At 70.0% G+C, this 20,017-nt stretch carries 14 protein-coding genes; all 14 read left to right on the forward strand.

Annotation, left to right across the window (positions count from 1 at the left end; all coding sequences use genetic code 11):
- Window positions 1-74 precede the first annotated feature (74 nt).
- The 14 genes from ACFVRO_RS06535 to ACFVRO_RS06600 all read left to right on the forward strand — a co-directional run bounded on the left by ACFVRO_RS06535 (window position 75) and on the right by ACFVRO_RS06600 (window position 20,017).
- Window positions 75-1,679: a SpaH/EbpB family LPXTG-anchored major pilin gene (locus tag ACFVRO_RS06535; protein WP_386950551.1), complete on the forward strand. Its 1,605-nt coding sequence runs from the start codon at window positions 75-77 to the stop codon at window positions 1,677-1,679.
- A 176-nt stretch (window positions 1,680-1,855) separates the two neighbouring features.
- Entirely contained in the window at window positions 1,856-2,824 is a 969-nt protein-coding gene (locus tag ACFVRO_RS06540) for a class C sortase (RefSeq protein WP_386950553.1), read from the forward strand.
- A gap of 62 nt (window positions 2,825-2,886) precedes the next feature.
- Window positions 2,887-3,522: a response regulator gene (locus ACFVRO_RS06545; RefSeq protein WP_386950556.1), complete on the forward strand. Its 636-nt coding sequence runs from the start codon at window positions 2,887-2,889 to the stop codon at window positions 3,520-3,522.
- A complete protein-coding gene (locus ACFVRO_RS06550; RefSeq protein ID WP_386950557.1) occupies window positions 3,519-5,678 on the forward strand; it encodes a sensor histidine kinase in 2,160 nt (719 codons plus the stop codon). Before ACFVRO_RS06545 ends, ACFVRO_RS06550 begins: the two co-directional genes overlap by 4 nt.
- Window positions 5,679-5,936: 258 nt before the next feature.
- Complete coding sequence (locus ACFVRO_RS06555) at window positions 5,937-6,554, forward strand: DNA-binding response regulator (RefSeq protein ID WP_386950560.1); 618 nt, start codon at window positions 5,937-5,939, stop codon at window positions 6,552-6,554.
- 39 nt (window positions 6,555-6,593) lie between these two features.
- Window positions 6,594-7,778 carry a thiolase family protein gene (locus ACFVRO_RS06560; protein WP_386950563.1) on the forward strand — a complete coding sequence of 395 codons (1,185 nt, stop codon included), beginning with the start codon at window positions 6,594-6,596 and terminating at the stop codon, window positions 7,776-7,778.
- Between the two features lie 398 nt (window positions 7,779-8,176).
- Window positions 8,177-14,188 carry a pullulanase-type alpha-1,6-glucosidase gene (gene pulA, locus ACFVRO_RS06565; protein WP_386950566.1) on the forward strand — a complete coding sequence of 2,004 codons (6,012 nt, stop codon included), beginning with the start codon at window positions 8,177-8,179 and terminating at the stop codon, window positions 14,186-14,188.
- Between the two features lie 217 nt (window positions 14,189-14,405).
- Complete coding sequence (locus ACFVRO_RS06570; protein WP_386950568.1) at window positions 14,406-14,852, forward strand: hypothetical protein; 447 nt, start codon at window positions 14,406-14,408, stop codon at window positions 14,850-14,852.
- A gap of 31 nt (window positions 14,853-14,883) precedes the next feature.
- On the forward strand, window positions 14,884-15,171 hold the full coding sequence (locus ACFVRO_RS06575; protein ID WP_386950570.1) for a ribbon-helix-helix protein, CopG family: 288 nt from the start codon (window positions 14,884-14,886) through the stop codon (window positions 15,169-15,171).
- Window positions 15,171-15,434, forward strand: a complete 264-nt coding sequence (locus tag ACFVRO_RS06580) for a type II toxin-antitoxin system RelE/ParE family toxin (RefSeq protein ID WP_386950573.1) — start codon at window positions 15,171-15,173, stop codon at window positions 15,432-15,434. Before ACFVRO_RS06575 ends, ACFVRO_RS06580 begins: the two co-directional genes overlap by 1 nt.
- 87 nt (window positions 15,435-15,521) lie before the next feature.
- Window positions 15,522-17,045: a CoA-acylating methylmalonate-semialdehyde dehydrogenase gene (locus ACFVRO_RS06585; protein ID WP_386950576.1), complete on the forward strand. Its 1,524-nt coding sequence runs from the start codon at window positions 15,522-15,524 to the stop codon at window positions 17,043-17,045.
- A 59-nt stretch (window positions 17,046-17,104) separates the two neighbouring features.
- Window positions 17,105-18,310: an acyl-CoA dehydrogenase family protein gene (locus ACFVRO_RS06590; protein WP_386950580.1), complete on the forward strand. Its 1,206-nt coding sequence runs from the start codon at window positions 17,105-17,107 to the stop codon at window positions 18,308-18,310.
- On the forward strand, window positions 18,307-19,194 hold the full coding sequence (gene mmsB / locus ACFVRO_RS06595; RefSeq protein WP_105675082.1) for a 3-hydroxyisobutyrate dehydrogenase: 888 nt from the start codon (window positions 18,307-18,309) through the stop codon (window positions 19,192-19,194). The genes ACFVRO_RS06590 and mmsB overlap by 4 nt, the downstream gene beginning before the upstream one ends.
- A gap of 46 nt (window positions 19,195-19,240) precedes the next feature.
- On the forward strand, window positions 19,241-20,017 hold the full coding sequence (locus tag ACFVRO_RS06600; RefSeq protein ID WP_386950583.1) for an enoyl-CoA hydratase: 777 nt from the start codon (window positions 19,241-19,243) through the stop codon (window positions 20,015-20,017).

The raw sequence follows: 20,017 nt of genomic DNA on the forward strand, positions 1-20,017 counted from the left end.
CCGACCCGCCCGCTCCGCACCAGCGGAGAACCACTCATCCCGCCCACCCAGGGGCGGACTTGAAAGGACATCACATGACCGCACTCACGCACCCGCGAGGGCGCCGGATCCTCGCCATCGGCGCAGCGCTGACGCTCGGCGCGCTCGGCATCCTCGCCACGGGCTCGGCCGCGAGCGCCGCCGAGATCGACCCCGACCAGACCGGCTCGATCACCATCCACAAGTTCGCGAACCCCGGAGGCGGCACCGCGAACCCCGACGGCACCGGCACGCAGCCCGACACGGAGCCGATCGCCGACGTCGTGTTCGAGGTGTGCGCGATCGACGGCATCGACCTCGTCGACGGCACGAACACGGGATGGGATGCGCTCAACGCGATCACCCAGGCCGAGAAGCTCGCCGCCGGCGCCCAGGGCACCGCGACGCTCGGCGCCTACGCGCTGAGCGGCTGCGAGGAGGTCACGACCGGCGCAGACGGCACCGTGTCCACCGGCGCGCTGCCCGTCGGTCCGTACTTCGTGCGCGAGATCGACGCCCCCGCCGGGGTGATCGCGCCCGCGATCCCCTTCATCGTCACGGTGCCCACCCCCGCGGTGAACACCGGCATCGCCGGAGCACCGCTCGACGGCGAGTGGGTGTACGACGTCAACGTCTACCCGAAGAACACGCTCGCCGAGAGCCCGCGCAAGAACGTCGTCCGCCAGGACGACAACGGCGCCGCTCTCGGGGCGCCGGTCACGTACCAGGTGACGACGAAGATCCCCGCGCTCGCGGCCGGCGAGACGTACGACGTGTTCGCCATCACCGACACGCTCGACCCCGCCCTCACCCCGAACACCGACCTCTCGACCCTGTCGGTGGCCGTCGGCGGAGGAGCCGCGTTCGTGCAGGGCGCCGACTACACGGCGACCTGGGCGGGGCAGACGCTCACCGTCTCCTTCACCGCCGCCGGGCTCGCGAAGCTCGAGGCCGGGCAGAACGTCGTGCTCACCTTCGACGCGGCAGCGAACGCGGTCGGCGAGATCCAGAACCAGGCCTTCGTGAACCTGAACGGCTTCCAGCTCACCCCCGGTGTCCCGAACGGACCCGGCGGGTCGCCGACCGATGTCGTCGAGACACGATGGGGCAGCCTCACCGTCAAGAAGGTGAACGCCGCTGACGCGCAGCATGGCCTCGCCGGCGCCCGGTTCGAGATCTACATGGGCACCACGGATGCCGCAGGCTGCATCGCCGACATCGACACTCTCGACGCCGTCACCGCACCCGGCACGACCTCGCCGCTCGTCGTCTCCTCCGGTGCGGACGGCTCCGTCGTCTTCCCCGGACTCTGGATCGGCGACACGGAGAAGACGGTCGCCGCCGACGGCACCGTCAGCGACGTCGCGGCCCCCGGCCACGACTACGCGCAGCGCTGCTACGTGCTGAAGGAGATCGCCGCCCCGGCGGGCTTCATCCTCCCGGCCGGTGCGGCAGCGCTGACCGAGGTCGTCGTCGCCGCGGGCGACAACGGCACCGTCGCGCTGATCGACATCCCGAACACCCAGCAGGGACTGCCGACCCTGCCGTTCACCGGAGCCGACGGACAGCTCGCCCTCATGATCGCGGGAGCCGCACTGGCGGTCATCGCCGTCGGCGGAGTGCTCGTCTCACGGCGGCGCAAGGCGGCTGAGGACGCCTGATCGCGGAGACGTGATCGCAGAGACCCCGGGGCGGGGCTGGAGTGTCACCGCCCCGGGCCCGCGCGCCCGCTGATGCAGGGGTGCATGGCAGCGGGCGCATGAGGCGGCGGGGACGCAGGGCGTCCCCGCCGCCGACGCGCTCACGAGAGAATGCGGACGAGAGAGGAGAAGGACACGTGAACGATGACGTCACCGCAGAGACGCCGCAGACGCGAGCGCGTCCTCCTCGGAGCGACGCCGACGCGCGGCGTCGGCCTCGCTGGCGCCCGTCGGTCCTGCTGCTCGTCACGCTGGCCGCAGCGGTCACGGGAGCGACCGTGTTCGCCTACGCGCCGGCCGCGCAATGGCTCGCCGACTACAACCAGGCGCTGATCGTCGACGGCTACCCGCAGAGCGTGGCCGCCGCCGTGCCAGGGCCCGCAGACCAGCGCGCGGAGGCCCACCGGTACAACGAGGCCCTCTCCGCCGGTGCGATCCTCGCCGCCGATGCGAACGTCCCCACCAGCTCCGCGCGCACCGGGCAGGAGTTCGACTACTCGAGCATGCTGCGCACGGACTCGGGCGTCATGTCGCGCATCCAGATCCCGTCGATCGGCGTGGATCTCCCGATCTATCACGGCACGGACGAGGCCACGCTGCGGAAGGGTGCCGGTCATCTCGAAGGGACGTCCCTGCCCGTCGGCGGCACGAGCACGCACGCCGTGATCACCGCCCATCGGGGGCTGCCGGAGGCGGCGATGTTCACCGACCTCGATCGGGTGAAGAAGGGCGACCTGTTCACGCTGACGACCTTCGGCGAAGTGCTGACCTATCGTGTGATCGATGCGCGGGTCGTCGACCCCGCCGACACGGAGACCCTCCGCCAGGAGGAAGGGCGCGACCTCGTCACGCTCGTCACCTGCACCCCACTGGGCATCAACTCGCACCGCATCCTCGTCACGGGCGAGCGCGAGACGCCGAATCCGCCGCAGTCGGTCGTCGCCGCCGGCGGGCTCGCGGCGGGCGCCGGATTCCCGTGGTGGGCGGTGGCCTACCTCGCCGCCCTCGTGGTGATCGGGGTGTACGGCTGGTGGGCTGGTCGCTCGACCGCCGCGCGGTCTCCGCAGGCGGATCGCGACGCGCCAGACGCCGCTCCGATGGAGTGACCGGAATACTGCGCGAGCGCTATGCTCAGCTGTGGGGAGAGCCCACCCGAGGGAGATTCTTCATGCCCATTCTCGTCGGAATCGTCGAGGATCACCCGGCCACGGTGCTCGGCACCGTGGCGATACTCCGGAAGCACGCTGACATCGTCGTCGCCGCGACGGGACCGCGCGCTCCGGACCTCCTCTCCAAGGCGTCGAAGCTCGACGTCGTCATGCTCGACCTGGCGCTCTCCGACGGCTCTTCTCCGACGGAGAACATCCGCACCCTGGCACCGCTGGGAGCGCAGATCATCGCCTACACCTCTGGTGAGCAGTCGCGTCTCGTCCGCGAGGCCGCGCGCGCCGGCGCCTCAGGGATGATCCGCAAGTCCGAGCGCATGGAGGTGATCGTCGAGTCGGTGCGTCGCGCAGCCCGGGGCGAGGTCATCGCGTCCCCCGACTGGGCGGCGGCGCTCGACGCGGACCGGGAGTTCGTGTCGGCGAGGCTGAGCCCGCGGGAGTCGGAGGTGCTCTCCCTCTATGCGTCGGGAGAGACCGCCGACCGCGTGGCGCAGTCCCTGTTCCTGTCGCGGGAGACGGTGCTCGATCACATCCGTCGGATCCGCGCGAAGTACGCGGCCGTCGACCGCGCCGCTCCCACGAAGGTCGACCTGTTCCGTCGCGCCATCGAGGACGGGCTCGTCGCGCCGGATCGATGACCGCGCTGCGCGACGAGCTGACGCTCGTCGACCGACGCCTGGGCCGGATCATCGCGTGGTGCGGCATCCTGAGCACCGTCGCCGCATGGTCCCGCATCCTTCCGCAGACGCCCGAGTTCGCCCCCTGGTGGACGCTCCTCGCCGCCGTGCCCGTGCTCGGGATCGTGGTCCTCGCGGTCGCGGGAGCCACGCTCTCGGCGATCGCGTGCCGCGTGCTCTGGACGACGACGATCCTCTCGGTCACGGCCGCTCAGGTGACGGTCTTCCTCGGCTACCGCGGCGATGACGCCGACGGACTGCGTCCGTGGATCGGGGTGCTCGGCCCGATCGCCGTGTGCCTGATGCCACTGCTCGTGCGCTCCGCCGTCGCGACCGTCGCGCTCGCGGCCGTCATCCCGTTCGCGATGGCGCTGTCGGGGCTGATTTTCCTCGGAGCCGTGCCCGCGACGGCCCTCGCGATGACCCCGATCCATGTCGGCAACATCGCCGTGCTCGCGGCCGTGATGGGCGCGCGGGCGCGACTGCTCCGCCTGGAGCGCGCCGAGGAGTCGATCCGGCGTCTCGAGTCGCGGCGCGACAGGGCGCAGGAGCGGCTGAGGAGCCAGCGCGCGGTGGCCAGGATCGTCCACGACGAGGTGCTGTCGGTGCTGACCGCGGCGATGCGGCTTCCCGGGCCGGCGCTCCCGGAGGTGCGGCAGGCGGCGTCGGCCGGGCTGGACGCGCTCCGCACCGCCATGCGCATGCACCCGGGAGCCCAGATCGACGTCGAGCGCGAGATGGAGGTCGAGGATGCCGGACAGGCTCTGGCCAGAGTGGCGCACGGCATCGCCGCCGACGCGGATCTGAGCATCGCGATGAGGGCGGGCACGGTCCCCGCCGCGGTGCTGGAGCGCTCGTCGCTCGCGCTGGGGGAGGCCCTCCGCAACAGCGTCCTCCACGCCCGGAACGGAGGCCCGGCCGTCTCGGTCGAGGTCGGGGGAGACGAGCTCACGCTCGTGGTCTCCGACCGAGGACCGGGCTTCGATCCGGATGACGTGGCTCCCGAGCGGATGGGGCTGCGCAACAGCATCCTCGAACGCATGCGCGACCTCCCCGGCGGCACGGCGGACGTGACCTCGGGCGCGGGCGGCACACGCGTCGAGCTGGGATGGCGGCGCGCTGCGGCGAGGGTGATCGACTCCGGCCTGTCCACTCGGATCGCACGGGTCGCGGTCGCCACGCTCTGGGTGACGGGGATCGTGCAGAGCCTGCTGGTCGGGCAGTTCCCCGTGCCGAACCCCGCCGTCGGCATCGGATGCTATCTGGTGGCCCTTCTCGGCGCCCTGATGGTCACGGCGCAGCACCCCGGAAGGCTGCGCGGCGCGGAGGCGGCGGCGGTCATCGGGTGCGCGGTCGTCGTCGCGCTGTGCGTGCTCGCCTACGCCGACATCTTCGACGCTCCCGCCGGCGAGGTGTGGCTGCTGACCTTCGCCTCCTACCTCGTCGCTCTCGTGGCGGCGCGCGGCAATCCGGCCGCAGGCTGCGTCGGCGCCGTTCTGCTCGTCGGGCTCGTCGCCGCGTGGGGATCCGCGACCGGCCAACCCGCCATCGGGGTCGTGGCCATGGCGACGCCGACCGTGGTCTCCCTGCTGGTCGGCGTGACGTGGTTCATCGGCGTCAGCAGGATCTCCGTGCGCGAGTACGGCGTCCGCTCCGCCGCCGTCGAGGCCGCATCGGCGACCGTCTTCGCCGCGGCCGAGCGGTGGTCGTCACGACGGGAGCTGTCCGGCATCCGCAGGACCGCCCAGCCCCTGCTCACCGCGCTCGCCTCGGGCGCCGACATCGATGACGCGCTCATCGGGGAGCTCGCTGCGGCTGAGGGGAGCATCCGCGACCGCATCCGCGCTCCCGGCCTGCACCACCCGGCGCTGGTCGCGGCGGTGGACGCCGCCCGTCGGAGAGGCGTGCATGTGCTGCTGCTCGGCGAGGAGACGGCGACGAGGCACCGTCTTCCCGGAGAGCTCGCCACGTCGATCGCGCGACTGGTCGCGGAGGAGGGGTCGGTCGCGGTCACCGTGAGGGAGGTGCATCGCGGGGGCGGCTCCGTGGTGACGGTGGTGCGGGAGCGGGGGGACGGCAGCGTGCAGCGAGAGGAGTTCTCGCGTGCCGGCGCATGACGCGTCCCCCACTTACGGGGGAAAGCCGTCCCGTTCCTTGTGAGCGGAGGGAGTACCGGCAACCCTAGAGAGGCGGTTCGTCCGCCACGAGGTGACTCTCCTCCCCAGGGTCCCTCTCTAGCTGCGGGGGCGACGTCACCCCCGCAGCTGTCTTGCAGCGTGAAACGGGGTGTCGGCGCATCTACTGGGGACTCGCGCCGAGGAAAGTGGTGTGAATTAGTGGGGACCGGAGTGAACTCGATCGTTCGCGTGGGGATTGTGGACGATCATCGGGTCATGCAGCTCGGAACGACGGCGATCATCAACGGGCATCCGGGCCTGCACGTGGTCGCGGTGGGGACGACCGTGGCCGAGCTGCTGGCGCTCCAGCAGCGCATGGACGTGATCCTGCTCGACCTCACGCTGTCAGACGGGTCGACGCCGTCGCAGAACATGACGGCGCTGTCGCGCACGGGGGCGCGGATCCTCGCTTTCGTCGCCGAGGAGCCGCCGCCGATGCTGAGACAGGCGGCGCGTGCGGGCGCCGTCGGACTGATCAGGAAGTCGGCCGACGCCCCGCAGATCATCGCCACGATCCGCGCGGCCGCCCGCGGGCAGGTCGTCGCAGGGGCCGAGTGGTTGGCGGAGATGAGCCGCGCGGTGCCCGAGGTGGCCGACGCCGGTCTCTCCGTGCGAGAGGCCGAGGTGCTCGCGCTCTACGCGGCGGGCAACACGGCGGAGAGCGTCGCCCAGGGTCTGTACGTCTCGCGCGCCACCGTGCTCGACCACATCCGGCGGATCCGTGCGAAGTACGCGGCGGCAGGGCGCCCCGCGCCGACGAAGGTCGACCTCTTCCGCCGCGCGGTCGAAGACGGGCTCGTCCAGTCCGAGTCCTGACCCGCGCCGTGGCGGCCATCGCGGGGAGAGAATGGAGCCATGAGCACGCGCAGTGAAGCCGTCCTGATCGATGTCGTCCGCACTCCCGTCGGCCGGGGCAAGCCAGGGGGAGCGCTCTCGGGCGTGCACCCGGTCGACCTCGCCGCCGGCGTCCTCTCCGCGCTCCTGGAGCGCACCGGCCTGGAGTCCGCGCAGATCGACGATGTGCTGCTCGGCTGCGTGAGCCAGGTCGGAGATCAGTCGTCGAACATCGCGCGCCAGGCTCTCCTCGCCGCCGGATTCGATGAGTCGGTACCAGGGGCCACCATCGATCGGCAGTGCGGATCCAGTCAGCAGGCGGTGCACTTCGCGGCGCAGGGCGTGATGGCGGGGGCCTACGACGCCGTGATCGTCGGCGGGGTCGAGTCGATGAGCCGAGTGCCGCTCGGCACCGCACTCGCCGGAGGATCGCCGATGTCGCCGCGGTTGCGCGCACGCTACCCGGAGGGCCTGGTCAACCAGGGAGTGAGCGCCGAGATCATCGCACAGCGCTGGGGCCTCGACCGCGACACGCTCGACGCCTATGCCGCGGAGTCGCATCGGCGGGCGGCATCCGCCTGGTCGGAGGGCTTCTTCGACAGGACGATCGTCGCGGTCGACGAGGCGCCGGATGCGGTGACCGATGAGACCGTCCGGCCGGGGACGACGGCCGAGGGGCTGGCCGGGCTGAATCCGGCGTTCCGCACGGACGCGCTCGCCGCGCGCTTCCCCGAGCTCGGGTGGCGGATCACACCGGGCAACTCGTCCCCCCTGACCGACGGCGCCTCCGCCGCGCTGATCATGAGCGCCGACCGCGCCGCCGCGCTCGGGCTGACGCCGCGCGCCCGGTTCCATGCGTTCGCCGCTGTCGGCGACGACCCGCTCCTCATGCTCACCGGGCCCATCCCGGCCACCCGTCGCATCCTCGAACGGTCGGGCCTCGGCATCGACGATCTCGACGCCTACGAGGTCAACGAAGCATTCGCCTCGGTGCCGCTCGCCTGGGCCGCCGAGGTCGGGGCGGATGCCACCAGGCTCAACCCGCGCGGCGGTGCGATCGCCCTCGGTCACGCGCTCGGCTCGTCCGGCACGAGGCTGCTCGGCACCCTCGTCGATCATCTCGACGCCGTCGGCGGGCGCTACGGACTGCAGACGATGTGCGAGGGCGGCGGCATGGCCAACGCCACGATCATCGAGAGGCTGTAGCCGCGGCGACCCGTTCCGGAGCGCGCCGCAGAACGGAGAAGACCCCCGCCGACCCGATTCGGCGGGGGTCTTTCGCGGTGTGGGCACCGCGACGGGAGCAGACGCTCACCGTTGGCGCGGAAGCTGTGACTACCCGATCCGGTCTGAGTCTCTGTCCGCGCATCTGCAGTTGTAGCCGGTGGAGGTGACCGGACGGTGAACGAGGGGAGAACTCGCGGATCGAGGGAGGAGCGTCTCCTGAAAGCGCTTGCGTTATCGGCTTCTTCTGCCGGACGAGTCTGGAATATTACGCGACAGATGTACTGGAAGCGCTTGCAGTTTCTCCCAGCGGACTGATAGCTTCGCACGCACAGCATCCGGGCACGCTGTCGTGTCCTCTCCATCCCCAGGGAGCATCCGTGTCGAAGACGACCACCGCACGCCGTACCGCACTCCTCGCCGTCACCGCGCTCATCACCGCGGGGCTCGCGGCCGTGGCCACACCCGCGGCATCCGCCGCAGAGCGCACCGCGGCGCTCGTGGGTGACCTGCAGTCCGAGCTCGGCTGCGCCGCCGACTGGGCGCCCGACTGCGCCGCAACCGAGCTCGCCCCCACGGGTGCACCGGGCATCTACAGCGCCGAGTTCGAGGTGCCCGCCGGCAGCTACGAGTACAAGGTCGCTCTCGACGACGGGTGGGACGAGGCGTACGGACTCGACGGCGGAGGCGACAACATCCCGCTGACGGTCGCGGGCCCGGCGACCCTCCGGTTCACCTACGACGACACCCGCCACCGCGTCGGCGTCGAGGTCGAAGACCTCCGCGGCGGCTACACGAGCGACGACGATGCGCTCATCGCGGCACCGGTGCGGCAGCCCGGCGCGGGGGAGCAGTTCTACTTCGTGATGACCGACCGCTTCGCGAACGGCGATCCGTCGAACGACAGGGGCGGTCTGGACGGCGACCGGCTCACGACCGGATTCGACCCCACCGACAAGGGCTTCTACCAGGGCGGCGACATCGCCGGCATCCGGAACGAGCTCGACTACATCGAGGGACTGGGGACCACCGCGATCTGGCTCACCCCCAGCTTCGCGAACAAGCCCGTGCAGGGCGAGGGGGCGAACGCGAGCGCCGGCTATCACGGCTACTGGGTCACCGACTTCACCCGCATCGACCCGCATCTCGGCACGAACGAGGAGCTGCAGGCGCTGATCGCCGAGGCGCACGACCGCGGCATCAAGGTCTACTTCGACATCATCACCAACCACACCGCCGACGTCATCGACTACACGCAGCAGAAGTACGACTACATCGACCAGGCGACGAGCCCGTACCGGGACGCCGACGGAAAGGCGTTCGACCCCGGCGACTATGCCGGCACCGGCGACTTCCCCGCCCTGGACCCCGAGACGAGCTTCCCGTACACGCCCGTGGTGGCGGATGCCGAGAAGGACGTGAAGGTCCCGTCCTGGCTCAACGACCCCACGCTGTACCACAACCGCGGAGACTCGACCTGGTCGGGGGAGTCCGTGACCTACGGGGACTTCAGCGGCCTCGACGACCTCATGACCGAGCATCCGACCGTCGTCAACGGCTTCGTTCAGGTCTACGACAAGTGGATCGACCTCGGCATCGACGGATTCCGCATCGACACCGTCAAGCACGTGAACTTCGAGTTCTGGCAGCAGTTCACGACGGACGTGCTCGACTACGCCCACGCGAAGGGCAAGAAGGACTTCTTCATGTTCGGCGAGGTCTACGACGCCGATCCGGTGAAGCTCGCCCCCTACGTGCGCGACACCGACATGAACTCGATCCTCGACTTCACATTCCAGTCCTCGGCCGTCAGCTACGCCTCGGGCAACTCCGCGAAGGGGCTGCAGTCGCTGTTCGCTGGCGATGACCGCTACACGACCTCCGACTCCTCGGCCACGGCGCTGCCGACCTTCCTCGGCAACCACGACATGGGCCGGGTGGGGAGCTTCCTGCGGAACACGGACTCCGCGGTGCAGCGCGACGAGCTCGCGCACGAGCTGATGTTCCTCACCCGCGGGCAGCCCGTCGTCTACTACGGCGACGAGCAGGGCTTCGCCGGCACCGGCGGCGACAAGGACGCACGCCAGTCGCTCTTCGCCACGCAGGTGGCGGAGTACGCGAACCAGAACCTCATCACGGGAGAGCAGGTCGGCTCCACGGACCGCTACGGCACCGACGGCGAGCTGTACCGCAGCATCGCGGCGCTGTCCGACCTCCGCGAGGCCCACCCCGCGCTCGTCGACGGCGCGCAGATCGAGCGGTACACGGCATCCGGTGCGGGCGTGTACGCGTTCTCCCGGGTGGATGCCGACGACAGGGTCGAATACCTCGTCGCCGTCAACAACGCCTCCTCGGCGCAGACCGTCGACCTGAAGACGCTCACCGCCGACGCCGGCTACAGCGCCGTCTACGGCGACGGCGCGGCGCTGACGACGGATGCCGGTGCGGCGACGAGCATCACTGTGCCCGCACTGTCCGCGGTGGTGTGGAAGGCGGATCGCAAGGTCACCGCCCCCGCCGAGGCTGCGCCGGTCACCCTGAGCGTTCCCGCCGCGGGCGCCGGCCTCGCGGGGCAGTCCGCCGTGCAGGCGACCATCGCCGACCAGTGGGCGCAGACGAGCTTCGCGTACCGCGTCGTCGGCTCCGACGAGTGGCACGCGCTCGGCACGGCGGAGGACACCGATCCCCGCGTCTTCCACGACATCCGGGGCCTGGCGAAGGGAACGCTGGTCGAGTACCGGGCGGTGACGACGGATGCCGCAGGCCACCACTCCGCGGCATCCACCTACGCCTCGGTCGGCAACGCCGTGACGCTCGAGCAGGCCGAGGAGCCGGAGTCCCCGATCGACATGGTGACCGTGCCCGGCAGCCTCAACTCCGAGATGGGATGCGCGGGCGACTGGGATCCGGCGTGTGAGAAGGCCGCGCTCACGCTCCGTGCAGACGGGGTGTGGGCCGGCACGTTCGACGTCCCCGCCGGCGACTACGAGTACAAGGCGGCGATCAACGGCAGCTGGGCGATCAACTACGGCGTCAACGGCGCACCCGACGGCTCGAACATCGCCGTGCATCACGCGGGCGGACCGATCACGTTCTACTTCGATCCGCGCACGAACATCGTGCAGTCCACGTCGGAGGGCCCCATCGTCACGCTCCCCGGCTCGCAGCAGTCGGAGCTCGGCTGTGCGGCCGACTGGTCACCCGACTGCCTCGCGACCCTCATGGCCGATGGCGACCGCGACGGCGTCTACGAGTTCGCGACGGACAAGCTGCCGACCGGCGCCTATGAGCTGAAGGTCGCGCACGGCCTGAGCTGGACGGAGAACTACGGAGCGGACGGAGCGCCGGGAGGGGCGAACATCTCGTTCAGCGCCACCGAGGGCAAGGTCACGACCTTCCGCTACACGATCGCCACGCACATCCTCGAGGTCGTGAGCGTCGACCCGCCGCTCCCCGGCACGGGCGAACTGCGTGCGCACTGGATCGACGCCACGACCATCGCGTGGCCCGCGACGCTCGGGAAGCCCGACAGGGCCGCGTACCAGCTGTACTCGGCATCCGATGCCGCGCTCGCCGTGGCCGACGGCGACGTCTCGGGCGCGGATCCGATCGCCCTGACCGTGATCGACGGCGGTCTCACCGACGCTCAGCTCGCGCGCTTCCCCGCTCTCCAGGGCTACCTCGCGCTGAGGGTGAAGGATGCGGATGCCGCGGCGCTCGTGCGCACGCAGCTCGCCGTCGCCCAGCGCGACACGGCAGGCGCCCTCACCGCGTTCACCGGCGTGCAGATCCCCGGGGTGCTCGACGACCTCTACGCCGCAGCACTCGACGAGGTCGACCTCGGTGTCACCTTCAGCGGCAAGAAGCCGACCTTCCGGCTGTGGGCGCCGACGGCGCAGAGCGCGGCCCTCCTGACCTGGAACGCCGGGGCGAGCGGCGATCCCGTGCGCCACGACGCGGCATGGGACGCGGCATCCGGCACCTGGACCGTGAAGGGCGGCAAGGAACTCAAGGGCGACGAGTTCCTGTGGGAGGTGAAGGTCTACGCGCCGACCACGGGGAAGATCGAGACCAATCTGGTCACTGATCCGTACTCGACGGCCCTCACGCTGAACTCGGAGCGCTCCGTCGCGATCGACCTCGACGACAAGGCGTGGCAGCCCAAGATCTGGCAGAAGACGACATCCCCCGTCGTGGAGAAGTCGGTCGATCGCGCGATCTACGAGCTGCACATCCGCGACTTCTCGATCAGCGACGAGACCGTGCCCGCGGAGGAACGGGGCACCTACCTCGCCTTCGATGAGAAGAGCGCGGGCACCGATCAGCTCCGCCAGCTCGCGGATGCCGGCATCAACACCGTGCACCTGCTGCCGTCGTTCGATCTCGCGACGATCGAGGAGGACCGCGCGGTCCAGGCCGTGCCGGACTGCGACCTCGCATCGTTCGGCCCCGCGTCCGATCAGCAGCAGGCGTGCGTGCAGGCCGTGGCCGACGCGGACGGCTTCAACTGGGGCTACGACCCGTACCACTTCTCGACGCCCGAGGGCTCGTACGCGGTCGACGCGAACGGCGGGGCGCGCGTGGGTGAATTCCGCACCATGGTCGGCTCGCTGCACGACATGGGGCTGCAGGTCGTGCTCGACCAGGTGTTCAACCACACCGCGGCATCCGGTCAGGCGGGCACGTCGGTGCTCGATCAGGTCGTGCCCGGCTACTACCAGCGGCTGAACGCGGCAGGCGCGGTCGAGACCTCGACCTGCTGCCAGAACGTCGCGACAGAGCACCTCGCCGCGCAGAAGCTCATGGTCGACTCGACCGTGACGTGGGCGCGCGACTACAGGGTCGACGGCTTCCGGTTCGACCTGATGGGGCACCACTCCACGACGAACATGCAGGCGATCCGCGACGCGCTCGACGCGCTGACCCTCAAGAAGGACGGTGTCGACGGCGCGGCGATCTACCTGTACGGCGAGGGCTGGAACTTCGGCGAGGTCGCGAACAACGCGCTGTTCGAGCAGGCCACGCAGGGCCAGCTCGGCGGCACCGGCATCGGCACGTTCAACGACAGGCTGCGGGATGCCGTGCACGGCGGCAGCCCGGTCGACGGCTCCTCGACGTTCCGTCAGGGCTTCGGCACCGGTCTCGGCACGGACCCGAACGGGAACCCGATCAACGGCACGACCGAGCAGGCGCTCGCCGACCTCGGCCATGAGACGGATCTCGTCAAGCTGGGGCTCGCGGGCAACCTGCGCGACTTCACGTTCGTGACGAGCGACGGGAAGGTCACCGCCGGTTCCGGCATCGACTACCGCGGCTCGGCCGCAGGCTATGCCCAGGAGCCGGACGAGGTCATCAACTACGTCGATGCCCACGACAACGAGACGCTGTACGACCTGTCGGTGTTCAAGCTGCCGGTGGGCACGTCGATGGCCGACCGGGTGCGCATGAACACGCTCGAATTGGCGACCGTGACGCTCTCGCAGTCGCCGTCGTTCTGGCACGCGGGCACCGAGCTGCTGCGCTCGAAGTCGCTCGACCGCAACAGCTACAACTCGGGCGACTGGTTCAACCGCATCGACTGGACCGGCCAGGAGTCGACCTTCGGCTCCGGCCTGCCGACCGCCGCGGACAACCAGGAGAAGTGGCCGATCATGGCGCCGCTGCTGGAGAACCCGGCGCTCAAGCCCGGAGCCTCCGACATGGCGTCGGCCGAGGCATCGGCCCTCGACCTGCTGCGGGTGCGCGACGAGGTCGACCTGCTGCGGCTCGGCTCGGCGGATCTCATCGAGCAGAAAGTGACGTTCCCGAACAGCGGAGCGGAGGCCGCCCCCGGCGTGATCCTCATGCAGATCGACGATCTGGTGGGGGCCGACGTCGACCCCGAGCTCGACGGAGCCCTGGTGGTGTTCAACGCGTCGCCCGCACCCGTCACGCAGACGGTGGCGGGGCTCGCCGGTCGCTCGTTCGCTCTGACGCCGGCGCAGGCGAACGGAGCGGATGCGGTGGTCAAGGGCACGACGTGGGATGCCGCGAGCGGCACGGTGACGGTGCCAGCGCGGTCGGTCGCCGTGCTGGTCGACGACCAGGTGCAGCCGATCGACACGTCCGTGCGGCTGAGCTCGTCCGACGTCGTCGTGAAGGCGGGCCGGAACGCGATCGTGAAGGTCACGGTCACCGCAGACGACCGCAGCGCCGCCGTCGGAACCGTCACGGTGCGCGACAACGGCAAGGTCGTCGCGACGCTCGAGCTGACCGCCGCCGATCGGGGCAAGGTCACGGTGACCGTGCCCAAGGTGACCCGCGGCATCCACTTGATCACGGCGCGGTTCGAGGGAACAGAGCCGTACACGGACTCGCGTTCCTGGCTCCCGCTCCCCGTGATCGCCTACTGAGTCCTGGCGGCCCGCCCCGCCGCCGAGTGCACGGGTTGTCGCCGAGTGCACGGGTCATCCACGTCGACGACCCGTGCACTCGGCGCGATGCCGTGTACTCGGCGGCCGGCCCACTGTTCGTCCCCAGGGGGTGGTGGGGGAGAAGTTGTCCACGGTGCCGCGGAAATCTGGGGGATGCCGCTGAACGAGGAGTGGCGATCGCGCCAGCATCAGGGGCATGACCGATCAGAACACCCCCAAGAACGACCGCCCGCTGCGCGATGACGACGACCTCCGCGCCCTCCTCGAAAGAATGCTCGAACGCGCCAGTCGGCGCCAGGTGTGGCTCATGTTCATCGATGCGCGCGGATGCCTCGGTGAGCCCCTCATCCCGATGGAGGGGTATCCCGAAGATCCGAACGCGCTGACGCGCACGGATGATCTCGGCGAGCTCACCGAGGCCCAGCTGCTCGTGCAGCGCGCGGACCTCCTGCGCGAGGTGACCTCCAGCGAGTCCGTCGTGATCGTCTGGGAGCGCATCGGCCCGCCGGCCGTGGGCGTCGACGACCGCGAGTGGGCAAGGGCGATGCGCGATGCGGCGTTCGCGCTCAGGGTGCCGCTGCGTGCGCAGTTCATCCTGCACGACCGGGGAGTGCGTCTGCTCCACCTCGACGACATCCTGTGACAGGCGCCTGATCATGTGGAACGATGTATACATGTCTACAGGTGTGCTGAGCGTCCGCCTTCCGGAAGAGCTGAAAGCTCGTCTCGACGCGCTTGCAGCCTCGACCGGGCGCTCTGCGGCCTACTACGTTCGGGAGGCGGTGTCGCAGCATCTCGCCGACCTCGAGTACGCCTACGCGGTGCGGGCGGAGGCGGAGGCCGTGCGTCGCGGCGAGGTGCCATCACGCTCGCTCGACGATCTTTCACGCGACCTCGGCTTCGATCCGATAGAGCTCCGCCGAACGGCGCACGACGGCGCCGCAACGCCTGCGCCCGCCTGATGCTCTACCGGCTCACGCCGGCACCCCGATTCGAGAAGCAACTGCGCAAGCTCGACCGCAGCACCTCGCGGCGCATCCTCGTCGCGCTGTACGAGCTGGCCGAGTTGGAGGATCCCGCCGTCAGGCTCAAGCCGTTGCGACGCGAACTCGCGGGGCTCTGGAGGCTGCAGGTCGGCGACCATCGGGTCGTCCTCGACGTGAGGACGGATGAGGTGGTCATCGTGGTGATCGATGTCGGGCACAGGCGGAGCATCTATCGATGACGCAGATACAAGGACGTCCTAGTAAATATCCGGAGACCCGAGTAACATCGACAATGTGCCAACGAAGGCGCGAAGGGATGTCACACAATGACTCGTACCATTCCGCATTTTGTAGGCGGATCGCTTCTCACCCCTGAAGACGGGCGCTTCGCCGACGTGTTCGATCCGAGCACGGGAGCAGTGCAGGCCAGAGTGCCGCTCGCCTCCGCCGACGAGGTGCGCAACGTGATCGCCGATGCTGAGGCTGCTCAGGTCGGATGGGCGGCGACGAATCCGCAGAAGCGTGCCCGCGTGCTGCTGCGCTTCCTCGACCTCGTGCAGCGCGAGATGCAGTCGCTCGCCGAGCTGCTCGCCAGCGAGCACGGCAAGACGGTCGACGACGCGAAGGGCGACATCCAGCGCGGACTCGAGGTCATCGAGTTCGCCGCCGGGGCGCCGCACCTCCTGAAGGGCGAGTACTCCACGGGCGCCGGCGCGGGGATCGACGTGTACTCGATGCGCCAGCCCCTCGGCGTCGTGGCCGCGATCACTCCGTTCAACTTCCCCGCGATGATCCCGCTGTGGAAGGCGGGTCCCGCCCTCGCCGCAGGCAACTCCGTCGTCCTCAAGCCCAGCGAGCGCGACCCATCCGTGCCGGTGCGCCTCGCCGAGCTGTTCCTGGAGGCGGGTCTCCCCGCCGGAGTCCTCAACGTCGTCCACGGCGACAAGGAGGCGGTCGACACGCTGCTGACCGATGACCGCATCCGTGCCGTCGGCTTCGTCGGCTCGACGCCGATCGCCGAGTACATCTACGCGACGGCCGCCGCCCACGGCAAGAGGGCCCAGTGCTTCGGCGGAGCGAAGAACCACATGATCGTGATGCCGGATGCCGACCTCGATCAGGCCGTCGACGCGCTGATCGGCGCAGGATACGGCTCCGCGGGCGAGCGCTGCATGGCGATCTCCGTCGCGGTGCCCGTGGGGCAGGAGACGGCGGATGCTCTCGCCGCGAAGCTCACCGAACGCGTCGCACAGCTCCGCATCGGCCCCTCCCTCGCCGCCGACGTCGACTACGGCCCGCTCGTCACGCGGGCCGCGGTCGAGCGGGTCGAGGGCTACATCCAGCAGGGCGTCGACGAGGGCGCCATGCTCCTCGCCGACGGTCGTGGCTTCACGGTCCCCGGCCACGAGGAGGGCTTCTACCTCGGTCCGACCCTGTTCGACCACGTCACGACCGACATGGCGATCTACCGCGAGGAGATCTTCGGCCCCGTGCTCGTGATCGCCCGTGCGGCGGACTATGAGGAGGCGCTCCGCATGGCGAACGAGCACGAGTACGGCAACGGCGTCGCGATCTTCACGCGCGACGGCGATTCCGCGCGTGACTTCGCGGCGCGAGTCGACGTCGGCATGGTCGGCGTCAACGTGCCGATCCCCGTGCCGATCGCCTACTTCACGTTCGGCGGCTGGAAGCGCAGCGGCTTCGGAGACCTCAACCAGCACGGCGCCGATGCGTTCCGCTTCTACACGAAGACCAAGACGGTGACGAGCCGCTGGCCCAGCGGGATCCGCCAGTCGGGCGCCGAACAACCAGCAGAGGGTGCGAGCTTCGTCATCCCCACCATGCACTGAGCAGCGACAGCCCCACCATGCACTGAGCAGCGACTGCCCCCATCCCACAAGGAATCCCCATGACACTCACCACCGTCACCACCACCGCCGAGGAGCGCGAGGCGATCCTCGACGCCGTCCGCGAGTTCGCCGACACCGAGCTGGCCCCATACGCCCTCGAGCGGGACGAGAAGCACCTGTTCCCGCGTGAGAGCCTCGGCCGCGCCGGCGAGCTCGGACTCGGCGGCATCTACGTGCGCGAGGAGTTCGGCGGCACGGGGCTCAGCCGCACCGACACCGTCGCGATCTTCGAGGAGCTCGCGAAGGCCGATCCCGCGGTCGCGGCCTACATCTCGATCCACAACATGGTCGTCTGGATGATCGACACCTACGGCGACGACGCCCAGAGAGGCGAGTGGCTTCCCGCGCTCACCGCGATGGAGCAGTTCGGCGGGTACTGCCTCACCGAGCCAGGAGCGGGGTCGGATGCCGCGAACATCGCCACCAGCGCGGTCCTCGACGGCGACGACTACGTGCTCACCGGCGTCAAGCAGTTCATCTCCGGAGCAGGCGAGGCGGGCGTGTATGTCGTCATGGCCCGCACCGGCGAGCCCGGGGCCCGCGGCATCAGCGCCTTCCTCGTGGCGGGCGACGCCGAAAGACTGAGCTTCGGGGCACCCGAGAAGAAGATGGGCTGGCACGCGCAGCCCACGCGCCAGGTCATCTTCGACGGGGTGCGGGTGCCGGCCTCGGCCATGCTGGGCGACGAGGGCAAGGGGTTCGCGATCGCGATGTCCGCCCTCAACGGAGGTCGGCTGAACATCGCCGCCTGTTCACTCGGCGGAGCGCAATGGGCGCTCGACCGGGCTGTGCAGTACGTGCACGAGCGTGTGGCGTTCGGCGAGCCGCTCGCCGAGAAGCAGTCGATCCTCTTCGCCATCGCCGACATGCGCACCGACCTGCAGGCCGCGCGGCTCATGGTCCGCGACGGAGCTCAGGCCGTCGACGAGCATGCCCCCGACGCCACGATGCGCTGCGCCATGGCCAAGCGCTTCGCCACCGACGCCGGCTTCGACGTCGCCAACAGGGCCCTTCAGCTGCACGGCGGGTACGGGTACCTTCAGGATTACGGGATCGAGAAGGTCGTCCGTGATCTGCGGGTGCACCAGATCCTGGAAGGGACGAACGAGATCATGAGACTCATCGTCGGGCGGGAGATGCTGCGCCCCGCAGGGTCAGCCTCCCTCCAGCGCAGCGGCGGAAGCCAGACGCGGAGCGCGTCATGAGCAGGGTCGCCTTCCTCGGGCTGGGGCACATGGGACTCCCGATGGCCGTCAACCTCGTGAAGGCCGGGCACGAGGTGCACGGCTTCGATCTGGTGCCTGCGGCCATCGACGCCGCGCGGGCCGCCGGCATCCCGGTCGCCGCGAGCGGATCGGATGCCGTCGCCGATGCGGATGTCGTCATCACGATGTTCCCCGCCGGGCGCCACGTGATCGCCGCCTACCAGGACGAGCTGCTGGCCGCGGCGCGCCCCGGCACACTGTTCATCGAGTCCTCGACGATCGCCGTCGACGAGGCCCGCACGGCCCACGAGCTCGCGATCGCCGCTGGACACCGCAACGTCGACGCGCCCGTGTCGGGCGGAGTGGTCGGCGCGGAGAACGGCACCCTCGCCTTCATGGTGGGAGGGGCCGACGAGGACTTCGCTGCGGCGCTCCCTCTGCTCGAGGCGATGGGCAGGCGGATCGTGCACTGCGGTGGTCCCGGCCTCGGCCAGGCCGCGAAGGTGTGCAACAACATGGTCCTCGCGGTCTCGCAGATCGCAGTGGCGGAGGCCTTCGTGCTGGGCGAGCGACTGGGCCTCGAGCATCAGGCCCTGTTCGACGTGGTCTCCCAGGCCTCCGGCCAATGCTGGTCGATCACGACCAACTGCCCCGTGCCGGGCCCGGTTCCGACGAGCCCCGCCAACCGCGACTATCAGCCGGGGTTCGCCGGGGCGCTCATGGCCAAGGACCTCGGGCTCGCGCTGCAGGCCATCGAGCAGACGTCCACCGACGCGAAGATGGGCAGGCTCGCGCAGCAGCTGTACGCGGCCTTCGCCGAGGGAGACGGCGCGACGCGCGACTTCTCCGGCATCATCACCGACATCCGCGACGACCGCGTCTGAGGACGCGGGACATACTGAGAAGACCACGACGGAGAGGGCCTTCACGATGACCGAGTATGAGACGATCCTGGTCGAGCAGCGCGGAAGGGTCGGCTGGATCACACTGAACCGCCCGCAGGCGCTCAACGCTCTGAACAGCCGCATCGCCGAGGAGGTCACGGCGGCGGCCGTCGCCTTCGACGCCGACGAGGGCGTGGGCGCCATCGTCCTGACCGGCTCCGAGAAGGCGTTCGCCGCCGGGGCCGACATCAAGGAGATGGAGGGGATGTCGGCCGCCGAGATGCTCGAGACCGACCACTTCGGCATCTGGTACGACTTCGCCGCGGTGCGCACCCCGGTGATCGCCGCGGTGTCCGGCTTCGCCCTGGGCGGGGGCTGCGAGCTGGCGATGATGTGCGACATCATCCTCGCCGCCGACACCGCGAAGTTCGGGCAGCCCGAGATCAATCTCGGCGTCATCCCCGGCATGGGCGGCACGCAGCGGCTGATCCGTGCGGTCGGCTACTACAAGGCGGCGGAGCTCGTGCTCACCGGGCGCTTCATGGGCGCCGAGGAGGCGGAGCGCTCCGGTCTCGTGTCGCGCGTCGTGCCGGCATCCGACCTGCTCACCGAGGCCGAGAAGCTGGCCGAGACCATCGCCTCGAAGTCGCTGCCATCGGTCTACGCCGCGAAGGCCGCCCTGGACGCCGCGATGGAGACGACACTCGCCGAAGGGCTCGCGCACGAGAAGGCCGCGTTCGCCGCGCTGTTCGACACGGAGGACCAGAAGGAGGGCATGTCGGCCTTCCGGGAGAAGCGTGCGCCCGACTTCCGGAACAGATGA

It is taken from the genome of Microbacterium sp. NPDC057944, assembly GCF_042887445.1.
Lineage (GTDB): Bacteria > Actinomycetota > Actinomycetes > Actinomycetales > Microbacteriaceae > Microbacterium > Microbacterium natoriense.